16 protein-coding genes and 2 pseudogenes are annotated in these 16,407 nt (G+C 36.2%); 15 read left to right on the forward strand and 3 right to left on the reverse strand.

Features of this window, described 5'->3' with window-relative positions; genetic code table 11:
- The first annotated feature begins 228 nt into the window (after positions 1 to 228).
- From ABC371_RS09095 to ABC371_RS09135, 9 genes are all read left to right on the forward strand, one after another.
- Entirely contained in the window at positions 229 to 1,848 is a 1,620-nt protein-coding gene (locus tag ABC371_RS09095; protein ID WP_412896508.1) for a spore germination protein, read from the forward strand.
- Entirely contained in the window at positions 1,841 to 2,944 is a 1,104-nt protein-coding gene (locus ABC371_RS09100) for a GerAB/ArcD/ProY family transporter (RefSeq protein WP_412896509.1), read from the forward strand. Before ABC371_RS09095 ends, ABC371_RS09100 begins: the two co-directional genes overlap by 8 nt.
- A complete protein-coding gene (locus ABC371_RS09105; RefSeq protein WP_412896510.1) occupies positions 2,941 to 4,134 on the forward strand; it encodes a Ger(x)C family spore germination protein in 1,194 nt (397 codons plus the stop codon). The genes ABC371_RS09100 and ABC371_RS09105 overlap by 4 nt, the downstream gene beginning before the upstream one ends.
- 122 nt (positions 4,135 to 4,256) lie before the next feature.
- Entirely contained in the window at positions 4,257 to 4,667 is a 411-nt protein-coding gene (locus ABC371_RS09110) for a DUF3231 family protein (protein WP_412896511.1), read from the forward strand.
- Complete coding sequence (locus ABC371_RS09115; RefSeq protein ID WP_412896512.1) at positions 4,658 to 5,173, forward strand: DUF3231 family protein; 516 nt, start codon at positions 4,658 to 4,660, stop codon at positions 5,171 to 5,173. Before ABC371_RS09110 ends, ABC371_RS09115 begins: the two co-directional genes overlap by 10 nt.
- A gap of 172 nt (positions 5,174 to 5,345) precedes the next feature.
- Complete coding sequence (locus tag ABC371_RS09120) at positions 5,346 to 5,738, forward strand: VOC family protein (RefSeq protein ID WP_412896513.1); 393 nt, start codon at positions 5,346 to 5,348, stop codon at positions 5,736 to 5,738.
- A 154-nt stretch (positions 5,739 to 5,892) separates the two neighbouring features.
- The gene (locus ABC371_RS09125; protein WP_412896514.1) at positions 5,893 to 6,624 is read left to right on the forward strand and encodes a polysaccharide deacetylase family protein; all 732 of its coding nucleotides are present in this window, start codon (positions 5,893 to 5,895) and stop codon (positions 6,622 to 6,624) included.
- Positions 6,625 to 6,893: 269 nt separating this feature from the next.
- The gene (gene fosM / locus ABC371_RS09130) at positions 6,894 to 7,319 is read left to right on the forward strand and encodes a FosM family fosfomycin resistance protein (protein ID WP_412896515.1); all 426 of its coding nucleotides are present in this window, start codon (positions 6,894 to 6,896) and stop codon (positions 7,317 to 7,319) included.
- Between the two features lie 137 nt (positions 7,320 to 7,456).
- Positions 7,457 to 8,272, forward strand: coding sequence for an undecaprenyl-diphosphate phosphatase (locus tag ABC371_RS09135; RefSeq protein WP_412896516.1), 816 nt, complete (start codon positions 7,457 to 7,459; stop codon positions 8,270 to 8,272).
- 53 nt (positions 8,273 to 8,325) lie between these two features.
- On the opposite strand, the gene ABC371_RS09140 is transcribed toward ABC371_RS09135, so the two are convergent.
- Entirely contained in the window at positions 8,326 to 9,750 is a 1,425-nt protein-coding gene (locus ABC371_RS09140) for a PQQ-dependent sugar dehydrogenase (protein WP_412896517.1), read from the reverse strand.
- A 195-nt stretch (positions 9,751 to 9,945) separates the two neighbouring features.
- Between ABC371_RS09140 and ABC371_RS09145 the strand changes: the two genes are divergently transcribed.
- The 5 genes and pseudogenes from ABC371_RS09145 (at position 9,946) to ABC371_RS09165 (ending at position 13,538) form a co-directional block, all read left to right on the forward strand.
- Positions 9,946 to 10,518, forward strand: a complete 573-nt coding sequence (locus tag ABC371_RS09145; RefSeq protein WP_412896518.1) for a hypothetical protein — start codon at positions 9,946 to 9,948, stop codon at positions 10,516 to 10,518.
- Positions 10,519 to 10,685: 167 nt separating this feature from the next.
- Positions 10,686 to 11,147 (forward strand): GNAT family N-acetyltransferase, encoded by a 462-nt coding sequence (locus ABC371_RS09150; protein ID WP_412896519.1) that lies wholly within the window; start codon positions 10,686 to 10,688, stop codon positions 11,145 to 11,147.
- Positions 11,148 to 11,418: 271 nt separating this feature from the next.
- Positions 11,419 to 12,120 (forward strand): class I SAM-dependent methyltransferase, encoded by a 702-nt coding sequence (locus ABC371_RS09155; protein ID WP_412896520.1) that lies wholly within the window; start codon positions 11,419 to 11,421, stop codon positions 12,118 to 12,120.
- A 532-nt stretch (positions 12,121 to 12,652) separates the two neighbouring features.
- Positions 12,653 to 13,180, forward strand: a pseudogene (locus ABC371_RS09160) (GyrI-like domain-containing protein); the annotation flags it as partial.
- Between the two features lie 13 nt (positions 13,181 to 13,193).
- Complete coding sequence (locus ABC371_RS09165; protein WP_412896521.1) at positions 13,194 to 13,538, forward strand: MmcQ/YjbR family DNA-binding protein; 345 nt, start codon at positions 13,194 to 13,196, stop codon at positions 13,536 to 13,538.
- Positions 13,539 to 13,808: 270 nt separating this feature from the next.
- On the opposite strand, the gene ABC371_RS09170 is transcribed toward ABC371_RS09165, so the two are convergent.
- Positions 13,809 to 14,120 carry a hypothetical protein gene (locus ABC371_RS09170; RefSeq protein ID WP_412896522.1) on the reverse strand — a complete coding sequence of 104 codons (312 nt, stop codon included), beginning with the start codon at positions 14,118 to 14,120 and terminating at the stop codon, positions 13,809 to 13,811.
- A gap of 384 nt (positions 14,121 to 14,504) precedes the next feature.
- On the opposite strand from ABC371_RS09170, the pseudogene ABC371_RS09175 reads away from it, so the two are divergent.
- Positions 14,505 to 14,849, forward strand: a pseudogene (locus tag ABC371_RS09175) (VOC family protein); the annotation flags it as partial.
- Between the two features lie 287 nt (positions 14,850 to 15,136).
- Here the strand turns inward: ABC371_RS09175 and ABC371_RS09180 are convergent.
- Positions 15,137 to 16,330, reverse strand: a complete 1,194-nt coding sequence (locus tag ABC371_RS09180; RefSeq protein WP_412896523.1) for an MFS transporter — start codon at positions 16,328 to 16,330, stop codon at positions 15,137 to 15,139.
- Positions 16,331 to 16,407: the final 77 nt, after the last annotated feature.

The following is a 16,407-nucleotide window of genomic DNA, read 5'->3' on the forward strand; positions in this document are numbered from 1 at the left end:
CACTTTCTGGGATAGGGAATCCATGTTTTTTTGCTATTCGTTTTTAAATTTCCGCTACGCTATCACATCAGTGAGACTCCTTAATTCGCTTCTCTTATAACATTTATAAACCACAAAACCTCCCTTCTGCAGTGTTGTAATCCAAAAGTCCTAAAAAAGTACTATTTCTCCTGAATTTTACATGAAACTATACACTTGACACAAAATATCAAACTGAGGAGGGAAAAGATGCCGTCATTTTTTATAAAGAAAGAAAAACACGAACAGAAAATCTCTTTACCTGAGAATCGAACCTTAGAATCAATGGAAGTTCATATAAGCGGTGACGCGGAACAAACAGTAGAAGAGTTTAAACAGATTTTTGAAAAGGATATCGATTTTTCAACGAGGAGGTTTCATTTATTTGGTGAAACCCTATCTGTCGTGCTTTATATGAGCAGCCTCGTAGATCAAGAAAAAGTGGATAGAGATATGATTAAGCCTCTTCAAGAGAATAGGCTCGATGAGTCCTCCATTCAATCCAAACTTAGCGCAAAAAGTCTCACGTCCATCCTACTTGAAGATGTGTTGTATCATTGTTCAGGAACATCCGAATCAAGTCTGTCAACCTTACTGTCTGGTTTATTGAGAGGGAAATGTATCGTTTTAATAGATGGTTCCGAACAAGCTCTCCTTCTTGATGCATTCAAGCCTGAAAAGCGGGGGCTCGCGCAACCTGAGACAGAAAGAGTGGTTCGAGGTCCTCGTGATGGATTTATTGAACAAATCATGACGAATGTATCTCTATTACGTTATCGTTTACCTGTTCCTGAGTTTAGAATAGAGCACATGGAGGTGGGGAGGCGTACAAAAACCAGAGTGGGAATTTGTTATATGGAGGGAATTGTAAACAAAGAGTTATTGAATGAGGTGAAAAAGCGTTTAGATCGGATTGATATCGATCGGATACTGGATGCTGGATATATTGAGCAGTTTATTGAGGATAATCCTCGATCGCCATTTCCACAGGTTCAAAATACGGAACGGCCTGATAAAGCAGTAGGTAATTTACTAGAAGGTAGAATCGTACTATTAGTAGACGGTTCCCCGTTTGTATTGGTTGTGCCTGCAATTTTTAATCAGTTTTATCAAACGAGTGAGGATTATAATGAGAGGTTCTTGATCACGAGTGCAGTTCGCTTGATTCGTTTTATGTCCCTCCTCTTTTCATTAACGTTTTCATCCTTTTATGTAACGGTTCTTTCCTATCATCCAGAGATGATTCCAGCGAAATTTGTTGTTGCTGCCTCAAGTGGTCGTGCTGGGGTCCCCTTCCCAGCGTTTATTGAAGTGCTGTTGATGGAGGTGGCGATGGAAATATTACGTGAAGCAACCGTCCGAATGCCTCAGCAGGTAGGTGGGGCGCTCTCTATTGTTGGGGTGCTTGTTATAGGGCAAGCGGCTGTATTGGCTGGATTCGTTAGTCCAATAACAGTTGTAATTATTGCACTATCAACGATTGGGTCATTCGCAACCCCTTCGTATAATGCAGCAACAGCTTTTCGGATGCTGCGTTTCCCCTTAATCATTCTCGCTGGAACCTTTGGATTACTTGGTTTAGCGTTTGGGGTTATTTTCATCCTCAATCATATGCTATCATTACGTTCCTTTGGTCTGCCGTATATGGCACCTGTTGCCCCAGGGAATTTTACGGGCATGAAAGATTCATTCATTCGTGCTCCACTTCGATGGTTAAAGAATCGGCCAGCAGAGATAAAACCTCAGGATGTAAAAAGAATGGAGCCTAAAGAAGAAAGGATTCCAAAGTCGTCATTGAATGGTAAAGAGGATGGTGATTCCAATGGATAAGCAAGGAGATAAAATTACAGCGGTACAATTGGCATTCATTGTAATCAGTTCTATCCTTGGTGTTGCAATGCTCGCCTTTCCGAGATTTGTGGTTAAGGGAGCGGGGATAGGAGCTCCATTTGCAAGCATAATTGGAGTTGGAATTACTTTCATCGGTCTTTTAGCAATTGTATATTTGGGAAAAAGATTTCCAAAGCATACCCTCATTACATACAACGAAATAATCTTAGGGAAATTTATTGGTCGTATTTTTAGTATAATGATTATTCTATTTTTTACCATAAACATGGGCCTTGAAACACGACAATTTGCTGAAGTAGTAAAAGGCGCACTTCTACCAACTACACCCATTCAAATTGCCATTTTTATGATGATTTTCTTATGTGCAACAACTGGGTTTCAAAATGTTTCAACCTTTGCCTATATCCATTTTTTCTATATGCCGTTGATCATTTTTCCATTCGCACTTGTCTTACTTCCAGCCTTTGGAGACATTGAGGTGTATCACATTACTCCATTTTTGGGTAACGACCCAACTTGGAGAGAATTCTTAAAAGGAAGTATTGCAGTTACACAGTCGATGTTAAGCTTTTTCATTATAACAATGGTCATCCCCTATATGAAACAACCAGAAAAATGTCTGAAAGGTGGAGTCTGGGGACTTCTGATAGCCGGTTTTATTGTCATTTTTATTGTGTTCATGACGGTGGGTGTATTTGGAGATGAGGATATTCTTCAAATGATTTGGCCAACATTAGTTCTAGGTAAAATGATTACTGTTCCTGGTGAAATTTTAGCAAGGGTGGATGCTATTTTGGTTATTTCCTGGATATATGGTGTTTTTACGACACTTCTATCCTATTATTTTATAATTGTTCGCGGAATTGGGGAACTTTTTCGATACTACAATTACCGGGTGATCGCAGTAGCAGGTTTTCCGGTTGTTTTTTGTATCGCCATTTTTCCACAAAATATTTATCATATGTATGATTATATATTGCTAGTAACAATGTATGGCCTTCTGTTAACGATTGTATATCCTGTGATCCTTTTGGGAATTGCAAAGCTGCGTAAAAAAGGAGGAGTTTCAGCATGAAAATGATACGAGTTTTTATGCTCCTTCTTGTATTTATTCTTTTTTTAACAGGATGCTGGGACAGGTACGAACTGGAGGATCGTGCAAATATACTGGCACTTGCAATTGATCTTGCTGAGGGGAAAGATCAAGCAGAGGTAACACATCTTGACGGAGACTTTCCTGAAGGGAAAAAAGATATTTTATATAAGGTTACTGCCCAAATCGCATTACCTGGAAAAATCAAGCTTGGCCCTGAAGGCAGTGGAGGGCAAGGATCTGAGAAAACAGTGTGGTTATTAGACACATATGGTCATACGATAAAGGATGCCATGTCCAATCTCCAGCAACAGCTTGCTGAAAAGTTATATCTTGGGCATCTACAGATTATTGTGGTATCCGATGAAGTTGCGAAGAAGGGGATTAAGGATATAAGTGAATTTTTAAAGCGTGATAACGAGGTCCGAAGAACAGCCTGGATGGCTGTTAATAAAAAAGATGCGGCAAAAGTTTTGAGAACAGCGCCACCACTTGAAACAGTACCAGCACTTTATTTAGCAGATACATTAGATAATGCGGTACGTTTTGGAAAGCTACCAAGGGAATATCTCGGGAACTTTTGGATAGATGTTTTAGATAAAGGGATTGACCCAGTACTGCCGGGGGTAAAAGTCATTAACAATGATCGAATTATGGTTGATGGAATCGCTTATTTTCGAGGTGAAAAAATGGTTGGTCTAACATCCCCGATTGAAATAGGTGCCTTTATGGATATGAAAGAGAAAGCCACTGGCGGTTATACTTTAAGTATTTCGTTAGATGATAAGAGTGTTTACATGATTCAAACTCAAGAACGAAACTCTAAAATAAAAGTCGTTGTAAAAAACAGAATACCAAGAGCAACAATTCATGTAGAAATAGATGCCATTCTTGAGGAAGCCATTGACGTAACCTTAAGTAGCGACAAAATGAAGCAAATCGAAAAAGCAGCCAATCAAAAAATGGATGAAGTCAGCAGCGAATTAATCAAGGAGCTTCAGGAGCACGGGTCAGATATCCTTGGTCTAGGCGCTAGAGTCAGAGCCAAATTCGGAACGTATTGGGACGAGGAAGTGAAAACCGATGAAAAGTGGTCTGACATTTACAAAGACATGGACATTAAAGTGACTTTTGACTATACAATCCGGCGGACTGGGATGAATTGGGAGTAGAGAGAAATTACAACGGCGTAGGATGGTAGATCAAAAACTTTAAAAAGCATAACCATCCAATACATATTAGAGGTAATTTATGGGGATGGTATTTTTATAGTATTTCTTTTTGGAGGTTACATATGGAGGATAAGGAAACCCAGATAAGGTTAACTGCCGGTGAGATAGCACAGCTTTGGGTGCAATATTTAAATGATAGTGGTAGCAAATGTGTCCTCGCATACTTCTTAGAAAAAGTGGAGGATGAGGAGATAAAACCTATCATTGAATTTGCTCTGGGATTATCTGCATCACACATAGAAATAATTGCTGCAATATTGACGGAGGAAAAACATGTAGTTCCTTATGGTTTTAAAATGGAAGAAGATGTTGATTTAACTGCTCCAAGATTGTATTCTGACGGTTTTGTGCTGAGTTATATACACCAGATGTCGAGGGTCGGTCTTACCCTATATGTAGCAGCTGTAGCAGCCTCTGTAAGAAGTGATATTAAAGCTTATTACATGGATGCCTTACGGAAACAATGGAATTAAATAAACGCTCTACGGATTTATTATTATCAAAAGGATTGTTTATTCGATCTCCCAGCCTTCCTAATTTAGAGAAAATTGAATTCGTAAAAAAGCAATGGTTTATGTTTGATGTTTTTGGAGAAAAAAGACCGTTAATTGCTGCGGAAGTGGCTAATTTATTTGCGAATCTGCAAAGAAATGCTCTTGGAGTAGCCGTACTCATATTTAGTAAGGTTGCACAGGACAAGGACGTTAAAAAATTCTTTTTAAAAGGTTTAGAAATAGGAAATAAACACATTACATTATTTAGAGGGAAGTTAGAGGAAAGTAAACTCCCTGTACCGATTGGGTGGGATTCAGAAATAACAAACAGTACCACCAAAACTTTTTCTGATAAACTCATGATGTTCATGACATCTAGCTTGATTTCTATGAGTGTTGGATATTATGGTACAGCAGTCAGCCAAAGTCCAAGAGCAGATCCTGCTTCAATACATAACAGACTATCCTTAGAGATTCAATTGTAATCTGAGGATGGAGCAAATATCTTGATAAAAAATGGCTGGTTGGAACAGCCTCCAATGGTACCCGATCGTGATGAAATAATAAGAAAACAGAAATGATACCCAAATTCAAGTCCTTCTGGTCTTATACGGAAGGGCTAGTTTATAATTTTTCAAAGGAAGGAAGATGGATAGTATGGGAGTTCAAAACATTTTTGTGAATTTGCCAGTTAAAAATCTGGAAAAAACAATGGAGTTTTTTTCAAAATTAGGTTTTGAGTTTGATCCCAAGTACACCAATGAATCAGCCACCTGTATGGTTATTGGACAAAATATGTATGCCATGCTTTTAGTAGAGGAGTTTTTTCAATCCTTTACAAAAAAAGACATTCCAGATACGGCCAAAAGCTCAGAAGCTATTATTGCTTTGTCCGTTGAAAGTAGGGAAGAAGCGGATAAGCTTGCAGAAAAGGCATTGGCAGCCGGCGCAAAGCCTACAAATGAACCACAGGACCACGGCTTCATGTACTCACGGAGCTTCGCCGACCTTGACGGTCATTTATGGGAAGTGTTTTTTATGGAAGCATAGAAACAGTTCCTGTTTCTAATCTCTGAAATAGACAGAAAAAGAGCGGTAATCAATGTAGATGGAATGTAATGTTGGAGATATTATAATAGTCCTATTTTTTAAGGAACAATAAATGGTAAAAGGAATAAAAGGTTCTAAAGCGAGGAGTAATATTATGAAACAGGTAGTAGTGTTTTTCCTATGTATTCTATTCATTCTTCCGTCACAAGCTTTTGCTCAACGTAAAGTACCTATTTTAGTCTATCATTCGATTGACGAGTATAAAGGACTAGGTTCTAAGGAGCTATATGTAACACCGGAAAATTTCGAGAAACAAATGATTTATCTAAGAGACCGTGGCTACACATTATTAACTTTTGAACGATGGCAAGACATTGATAAAGTAAACAAACCTATTTTCATTACCTTTGATGATGGGTACAAAAACAATCTGAATGCATTTGATATTTTTCGAAAACTAAAAAATGAACATTTTAAACCATCTGGCACGATTTTTGTTATTTCTGACTTTATTGGTCGATCCAACCGATTATCGAAATCGGATTTAAAAATGATGGCTGATTCGGAGCTCTTCTCCATCCAGTCTCATACTGCTACCCATCCGGATTTGACGAAAATAAAAGATTATGAATACGAATTGAAAGGGTCCAGGGATAAAATTCAAAGAACAACGGGCAAACGGGTTATTGCTCTTGCGTATCCGTACGGCAATTTCAATAACAAGGTAATAGCAGAAACGAAGAAGTACTATTTGTTTGGACTTACGACTACTCCTAAAACTTTTTCTGAGCAAGGTATAAAAGACGAACTCTATCTTTTACCACGAATCTATATTAAGTATTCAACTACTCTCAATGAGTTTGCAAAGATAGTTGAAGGAAAGTGAAGGCGATTACGATACCAGGTAATCGTTTTTTTCTTTTGGATCCAATAAGATTGGAGTAAGATCACCATCGATTCATCTTACATTTTTGTCACATTGTGAATAAATAAGTGACTCTTCAACGAATCTATTTAATAATAATAGAATAAAGGTATGATGTGCCCACAACATGATCGCTTCTCTCTTGGATTACTTGTATTTGTGCTAATTGAAGTACCAAAAGGCAATACGAGTGCATGATAAGATAAAAAGAGGTCTAAAAATGAGGTGATATGGTGTTAGTAAAAGGTCATAATCATTTTTTATTTTCTGTATCAAATTTAGACGATTCGATTGAATTTTATAAAAATGTATTCGATGCAAAATTGTTAGTTAAGGGAAGAAGCACTGCCTATTTTGATTTAAATGGAATATGGATTGCCCTTAATGTGGAAAAAGATATTCCTCGTAATGAAATTAGCCAATCATACACACATATTGCATTTACAATAGAGGAAAACGATTTTGATAAGATGTACCATAAACTAAAGAAATTAAATGTAAACATTTTATCAGGTCGTACAAGGGACGAAAGAGATAAAAAATCAATTTACTTTACTGACCCTGACGGACATAAGTTTGAATTCCATACAGGTACTTTACAAGACAGGCTAAATTATTACAAAACGGAAAAATCACATATGGAGTTTTATAGCTAGTGATTTACTTGTGAAAGTATGACTCTTTAGAGTGTGGACGGGTGGTCTTTGTTTTATTGGAATGACAAAAAGTAGGAAACAATGAAATACTAAACGGCAGAAATAACAAACTATTGAGTTTGAATACGGAGGACAAAATGGGAGAATTTGATTTTATATATATAATTAAAATGATAATTATAGGGATGGTTCAAGGTTTTACAGAACCTATTCCTGTTTCGTCTAGTGGGCATGTCATGATTGCCAGTGAAATACTGGGGATGGGTGAGCAAGGATTTACCTTCGCCATCTTAACAAATACCGCTTCACTACTTGCGATTGTATTTATCTACAGGCAAGATATTGCACGGCTTATAATGAATACAATTTATTATTTAAAAACGAGAGAACAGCGTTTTAAAAGTGACTTTCTCTTTGCTTGCTATATCGTGATTGGAACGATTCCTGCTGGAGTCCTTGGTTTTTTGCTAAGTGACTATATCGCAGAAAATGTCAGTATGACAACAATTGCTTTGATGTTATTCGTAACAGGGATTGCCCTATGGTTGATTCGGAATATGAAAGGGTATAAAGAAGATCGTAATCTCACGTTGAAAGATGCGTTCATAGTAGGTTTAGGTCAAGCTGTTGCCTTAACTCCCGGAATTAGTCGCTCTGGTGCAACCATCATTTCATCGATTGCTGTTGGAATGAAACAAGAAACCGCACTTCGATTTTCATTTATGTTGTATATTCCAGTAAGTGTCGGAGGGGTTATCCTTGGCTTTTCCGATTTTATGAATGAATCGAATAAAGCCGACTTAGCCGTTCCCTATTTAGCAGCATTTATCGCCACTCTTTTTATGACTTATTTTGCAATGAGATGGTTTATGGGAATTATGAAGAACGGAAAACTAGGTTATTTCACCTATTATTGTTTCATAGTTGGGGCATTGCTGCTCATTTTCTTTTAAAAAGCACAAAAGCAGGTGTTAAAATAACACCTGCTAAAATACATGTAAACAACTCATGGAATTACCTCAAAAACAGTACCTTGGTTTAAATTTGTCACATTCATTGAGCTATAAACGCCTAAAAATAATCTAGTTTGATCTAGATTCGTTCCCAGGCTTACGTAATAGGCAGATTGTGGTCCGAAATCATAATCGGTTTCAATCAACTGAAAATCACTTAGTTTACAATCTGGTCTTACCTTAGTAAAAGCTAAAACACCTCTTACCGGAGACAGAGATTCCTCCTTCCGAGCAATGTCAGTAAACACGACACTTCCCGTTAAAGCGGGGATTCCTTTCCCCATATATGGTTGGACACCAGTAAGCGCCGTTCCCGCAAACTTATCGGAGCGGGAATCTTTATGAAAATAACTAGTTAATGGCTGAAGCCGTCTTACTGAAGTTTGAATGGCTTCATTGTAATAAGCAATCACCTTTTCATCCAAATGTGGATGTTCATTGCAGCCACTTATCGTCGAAGTAGGAAAAGCACCCTCCCACCCACGCCAACCAAAATTTATAAATCCATCTTGGTTAGTGGAACTGCCCCCGTGTTCCACAATCTGAGTAACTGGGATTGGTTTGTAATGAACGAATGAAAAAATTGATTCTACTAAATCCTGTCCGACATTTCCCACATATTTCATATACTGATTTTGATACCTTTGAAACGAAATCCCTGTTATGTTGCGAACGCCTTTTGCCATGACCGTAAGTGTTTCCTGAATAGGTACCGGTAGTTCATTAAAACGTGTGACAACGGGTGGATTAGCGATAGAGGTTTGTTTCACAACATCTATTTCAATGATTTTACCCGCGATTTCCATTTCATCCTGACTTAAATTAAATGGATCATAGCCTGCCCCGCCATCTCCTGTTGTTAAAACAAGCTTCCCTGTTTCAGGGGAAAAGTTTAAGCTATTGACGCCATTATGATTAAAAAACGGTCTTCTTATGTGAAGTAATGTCCGTCGTTTTTGAGGTTGACTATTTGATTGTAAAATCCATTCTTCAACCGTATCAATATGATCAAATTGAGTGTCTCTATTTGTCCACTTTAGATTTAACGTTTTAGGGTCGCACGGGTTAGGTTTAAAAGATTCAGAAAGAGCACCTGGACCTTGTGTGCCAGCTACTGAATAATGAAGATAAAACAAACCGTTATAATGAAATTCGGGATGAAACGCTAGTCCTAGCAATCCACGTTCATCATATCCACGACCAGATACACCTGGTTCAGAAGCACCAAGCTTTAGAATTTGAGAGCGAATATCTAAAAAAAGTCTAATTTCACCGTTTCCTATGTAAAAGATTTCTCCAACCTGTGTTGCAATAAATAATCTTTCAGTGAAGTCACCTGGAAGTACAGTCGTTTTTATAACAGTGGGTAAATTGATCCGATTTACGATGGGACGTAAACGTACCTTAACTTTTCTCATCTAACTTTACACCCCTTCTCGTGGTTTTCTTGTATCAGAATATGATTAGGCAGGTTCTATTAGTACCTATTAGCGGTGCGGAATCTTAAAGGCTTAGTAAGATAGGGGAATGTCCTGAAAAAAGACAACTTATCTTCATTCAATTTCTGGCATAATCTTCTTTCTACCTGCATTTACCTATTATGGGGGTGTAAGATGAGGTTATTTTTCAAGAAAGTAACATCTAGTGTTTGGGGAGAGGAACTAATTCCAACAATTGATAAGTATTCTAAGACAACTCGGATTGTTATTGGTGCCTTATTAGGTTCAATAGCTGTAATTTTTCAATCGGCAGGGATATTTACGGGTATTGGATATACCCTGAGCATGATGAGCACGGGGCCTCTTGTGCTTGCTAGCCTCATGTCACTCAGAATAGGTTTGATGACATATTTCGTAACCGTCTTCCTTTTAGCACTACTTCAGCCGAGTGAGCTATTGGTGTTCATATTTACGACAGGCTTATTAGGACTCAGCCTAGGCATAGGTCTTAAGTACGTAAAGAAAAGCATATTGATTATCCTATTTTCTGGATCATGTTTGACACTAGGAATAAGTTTATTATTATACGGATTAAAATTTCCAATACTGGGACCATCGATAACATCACATTTTAATAGTATGGTTGTTATCGGGACGTTTGCCTTTTCCTTATTGTATAGCTGGATATGGAAAGTAGTGAGTATCTATGTTTTTAAAGTACTCCATCCATTTTTTTCTCGAAGATAGTGAGGGGATGATGTTCCTTCCTTGTATCCCAATCTACAATTTTTTTGAGGGTGTGTTTGGAAAATTGTGTTAATATTAAACTGAAAAGCTCCTATGCTCTGGTTGCTGAAATGTATGAATACTCGAACCATCAGATGTTACGGAAGATGGCGGAAAGGAATTTATCAATGAAAATAAGACTTGCTGAGGCAAAAGATATAAAACAATTAGTAAGAATGAGATGGGATTTCACAATTGAGTATGATGAAAGTAAAAAGAATGAATCATACGATGACTTTGAAAAGGAATGTGGACAATTTTTAGAGAAAGCAATGAATAGTGGGCAATGGTTCATCTGGGTTGCGGAGGATAATGGGAAAATTACTTCTCATATTTACATAGAGTTGATTCAAAAAGTTCCACGCCCAGGTAGAACTACCTATCCATTTGCGTATATGACAAATGTTTATACCATTCCGGAATATAGAAATGCTGGTATTGGAAGTAAAGTGCTAAGCACAATCAATGAATGGATTAAAGAAAACAATTTTGAATTTGTTATTGTATGGCCAAGCGATGAATCAATTAATTACTATAAGAAAAATGGATACGTTCATTGTACGGAGCCCATGGAGTATTTCCCTTCTTAAAATACTTAGCAAATACGTAGCATAGAAAATAATCAAAAGGAGATTGTGATGGGAAATAGCTCACCAAGTTGGCTTGATTTTATAGCGGTAGTGTCTATTCTATTAAGTTTTTATTTTACTTTAACGTTTTTTCAACATCTTAAAAGTAATGACAACAGAGTAATTAATCAATCAAAATTTGCGGCCATTATTTGTTTAGCAGTTGCTTTACTAATTATATTTGATTTAGTGAATTTTTAAATAGGTAAAGGCGTTTAAAGGGGGAAGTTTGGTGGACAAAGCGATCCTGAATTATGATGATTTACTAGAAATGTTGGATGACTTTTTACGAGAGCCAAAGGAATTTTGGGAACATTTTTATGAGGATCGAACAAAGGAGATTCCTTTTTTTAAGGTAAATGGACCTGATGAGAATTTAGTAGAGTACTTTAATAACGGACTTGCTCCTAGACGTGTTTTGGAATTGGGATGTGGACCTGGCAGAAATGCGATTTATATGGCTAAAAGAGGCTGTGACGTAGATGCTTTGGATATTGCTGAAAATGCAATAAATTGGGCAAATGAGAGAGCTAATGTGGAAGGTGTAAAAATAAATTTTCACTGTACATCTCTTTTTGACTTTAAATTCGAGCCACATTTTTATGATTTTATTTATGACTGTGGGCTATTTCATCATTTAGCACCCCATAGACGTTTAACCTACATGGAAGTAATAAAAAGAGCTTTAAAGCCAGACGGACATTTTGCTATTGTTTGTTTTAATACAGAAGGAGCATTAGCAACATCGGATTGGGATGTTTATAAAGAAAAAAGCCTAAAAAGAGGAATAGGCTATACGGAAGAAAGACTAAGAAAAATATTTGAAACAGATTTTACAATTAAAGAATTTAGGAAAATGAATAAGGTTATTCAACCAAATGACGTATTAGGAGAAGACTTTCTCTGGACGAGTTTTATGCAGATAAAGAGTTAGAGTCCAGTATTCAACCTATTTTATTAACGTTATAGGTTGGTAAAGAAAAATTAATTAACAAATCAACGGGGGACAAAATGAGCCTATTTAGGGGAGTTATCTTAAGGCTTAGTTTGACAAGGTGGATATGGTTGAAAAAAAGTATACTTAGGATTTTTAACAACAATGCTTATTATATCCATATTAACAGGGTGTACAAAACTTGAACCTATGACTTTCGAGGGAATATACTTGGGCGATTTATCGAAAGTGTCCAAAATAGAAATTAGACATGGAAACGGAGAATTAAAAAGTATTACAGATAAATCGATTATTAACCCGTGGCTAGAAAGTATTAAAGTTTGAACCTTCTACAAACCAAGATGGGGAGGTTGGATATATTTATACTGTAGATCTTTTCGAAGGAGAAAAATTAAAGCTTTCCTTTTCAACAATACAAATAAATGATGTTTATTATAAAGAAAATGAGCAGATTTTAGAGAAATTTCATTCGTTATTTAACGAAAATTAAAGATAATAGCTTCAAATAACTTCTTTTCAAATTTCGATAAAAGGGGATACCCAAATGGAATATCGGATTGAGAATCTTGATTTTGATTTAAAGATTATAGGAAAAGGTAAGGTAGTCAAAACAAGTAGAGCCTTTAAAACAATTCCTACGCTTTGGAGTAGTGCCAAAAAAGATGGATTTATGCAACAATTGATTGATATGTCCTGGGAAGAACCAAAATGCACACTTGAAAGTCTTTTGGGCATTTGTGGAAAAGGTGCAGTCATTTTGGATGAAGAATTTACATACTTTATGGGTGTCCGATATGATGGGGAGGTTCCAAGTGATATGGAAACTCTCTCTATTACTCACAGAACATGGGCTGTATTTCCGGGTATTGTGAATGCTTGGAAGCGATTATACACAGAGTGGGTTCCGACTTCTGGATATGAACTTGCTGATATACCTTGTATTGAGTGTTTTTATCCACTAAAGCATAAACCTAGAAACGAGCTTTGGGTTCCTGTAATTCCTAAATCAATACATAATCCAAAGACACATGAATGTTGAAGGGGTGTGAAAATTGAAAACGAGAAAAGAAGTAATTGAATACTGTTTGAAATTGGAAAACACATATGAAGATTATCCATTTAATGATAAAAACTGGACATTAATCCGACATAAAGAAAACAATAAAGTTTTCGCATGGATATTTAATAAAGAGGACTATATTTGGATAAACCTGAAATGTGAACCCGATTGGTTGGATTTCTATCGACAGAATTATTCTTCAATAATTCCTGCTTTTCACCTTAATAAAGATCATTGGAATTCCATTATTCTTGATGGTACTATTCCAGAGGGAATTATATATGATCTGATTGGACGTAGCTATCATCTAACGAAGCAAAAATATAAGTCAAGGTAGTTTCCAACTACTAATGATAAATTAGAGAGGAAAAAAGGCATAATCTAAACAGATAGCCCAAATAAGTGAGATGTATTCTTCTTTAGTTTTTATCATGAAATTTGCCTATAGCAGCAGTTGCAACAGCTGCTGCGAAATCGCCAATTACACATAAAATTCCAATAATAAATTCCACTTAATCAACTCCTTTATATATAAGTTAATTCAGGAAGGATTAATGCTTTTGGGTTGAAGTTATTAAACTAACGAACCAGTATTCTTGTTGGACTATTATATAAATTTTCGGATAAAAAGGAAAATAACAAAGGAAATAACCGCCAAAATTAATTTAACTATTCGACCATTCTTGTTTATCGCTATTTCAATAAACAATACTGCCGCCAATAAAACCCATATCTTCTCAATAAAAAATATCCCAATTAATGTGAAAATGGAAAATCCAAATATCGGAAGTACCATAATTAATGATAATATAAAAAGTGCTCCTAAATAGGATAGTCTTGTCTTAAGCGAATACCGTTTATAATATGAGAATGCTAAGAAGCAAATAACAATGAATAAGGAAATCCAATGTATAATCATCTATAATCCTCCACTTTAAATATAAATTGTTAGTAAAATTAATTATCTGATAATTTGAAATATTAATGTTTTATATTTTATACATACATATATTTTTAGTCAATTTATTTTTAAAATACGGTGGCAAATCATACTGTAGATAATAGTTCTTTTGTCGAATAACAAATATAAACTTAGGCTATTGAATGTCGTAAAATTGTTTCATAAGCAAAGGAGGAAGTTATTGGAGTTTTTAGAAATTATTCATTTAGCCAAACAGTCAAAAATTCATTAAAGGAGTGAGAAAAGGTGGAACATAAGCAACAAGGGAAAGGGAAATTAGGGCAAACTATTCAAGTACGTTTAGTCTCCGATTTTAAAGTATCGTAGGAATATTACCGTGATGTATTTGGGTGTAAAATTGATGATTGGGGGCACGCAGAACGATACGGAATGACTATTATTCTTCAACAGTCAATTTCCCCAGAAGATGTACGACCAAACGCTGTATCAAAAAAGCGTTTAAATTATCCTACAGATTGGGAAGGTCCAGAATTTGGATGGGACACGTTTATTCATGTTAGTTGGGATGACTTGGACTCTCTAGTTGAAGAAATTCGAGGAAAAGGTGGAAAGATTGCAGTCGAGCCATTTACAGGTACACACGGCAAATGGGAGTTTAAAAATACCTGCATAAAAGACTCTGATGGTTACAATATCGTATTAGGTTCAATGCGAGAAATTCAGTAAGAATCTTAAATTCGTTTGCACTTATCTAAATAATAAATACTTTTAGTTCAACTAAAGTAGCAGAACGAATTGGTATGCAAGAGATGAAAACGATAAACAAATGGGGAAAAGAAGTGTATGTCTACTTCGTATCTATATAAAATAAATGATTAAATTGAAGCACGTGATGGCTTACACTTAGACTTTCGGGATTTTAGTAAAGTAGAGGCTGTCCCGTGAGTCCTTTGACTGGTGCAGCCCCGGTTTGTTTTGTATTATTCTGTTCGTATGTAATGTTTACTTTAGGATTATTTTGCCTTACTAGCTTCCAATTTCACTGTTTTCCTACTCCCAATTAGATACAATAACAAAATAATAATCATAAAAGCTGCTGAATAACTAAAAGTCATGCCATACCCAACACTTTTAGCTAAAAATCCAAGACCTACCGATCCAATTGCTAAACCAAAGTCGATAAAAATAAGTAGCATTGAATTGGCCGTTGCTTTTTTCTCAGGCGGAACAAGAGTTAGTGCCCAAGCCTGGATAATCGGATGGATGATGGCATATGCGATTCCAAATAATACCCCTGAAACCCAAACCATCCACATAGTAGTAGAAAAGCCTAATAAGATTAAACCTCCAGCCCCTGAAATGGCGGCTGGAATAATAAGGATTCTGTGACCGAATCTATCGAAAATTTTACCTGAGAAAGATCGAAATAATACCATTACAATCCCTTGTGCGATAAAAAACTGCGAAATCTTTCCGCCGACATTGATTTCTTTTCCAAACGCCCCCATAAAGTTGACTGTCCCTGCAATTGTAATATAATTTAATGCTACCAGAATACATGGAAGAAGGACACGCTTATCGAACATGTACTTATAGAAAGGTTCTTTGTTTGTCTCCTGTAGACTTTCCTTTTCTTTTATAACGGTATTTTTTGTGAAAAAACTGCACACTAATGAAAAGGACATAAGACCAAGAGTTAACATCATCATGGACTGGAATGAAAACTTTGCCAGATAAGCAATGGCAATTAGTGGCCCCATTGTCGTTCCAACGCTTGTAGACATTGCGAAAAATACAATGCCCTCACCTAACCGAGATTTAGGAACAATATTACTTGACATCGTAAAGACTAAAATCGTAAGCATACTAAATCCAACCCCTTGAAGTGCTCTAATGAATATTAAAAATCCGATAGAGTCGTTTACAAAAGTAAGACCGATTGTCCCCAAAAAATAAAGGAGGGAAATAATAAGGAGCAATTTCATATTTACTTTTTGGATAATGACACTTGCGAAGAAGCGCGTAATTAGTGATGCTAACATTAGGGTTGTGGTCATCGTTCCTGCAATTGCAGGATTATCACTAATAGTTGATACGAAAATTGGGAAACCTGCTGTAATCATATAAAAAGAAGCGAACATCACTAAAGACAATAAAATAATAATTACATATTGGTTTGTCCATAGTTTACCTTTTTTTATACCCATGGGATAAGACCGCCTTTCAAGGCTATTCTAATGATGTTGATGTTTAATACATAAAAATTGTTTTTTTATCATGGCAA

The sequence above is a fragment of the Bacillus jepli genome (assembly GCF_047238305.1).
Taxonomy (GTDB): Bacteria; Bacillota; Bacilli; order Bacillales; family Bacillaceae_L; genus Ferdinandcohnia.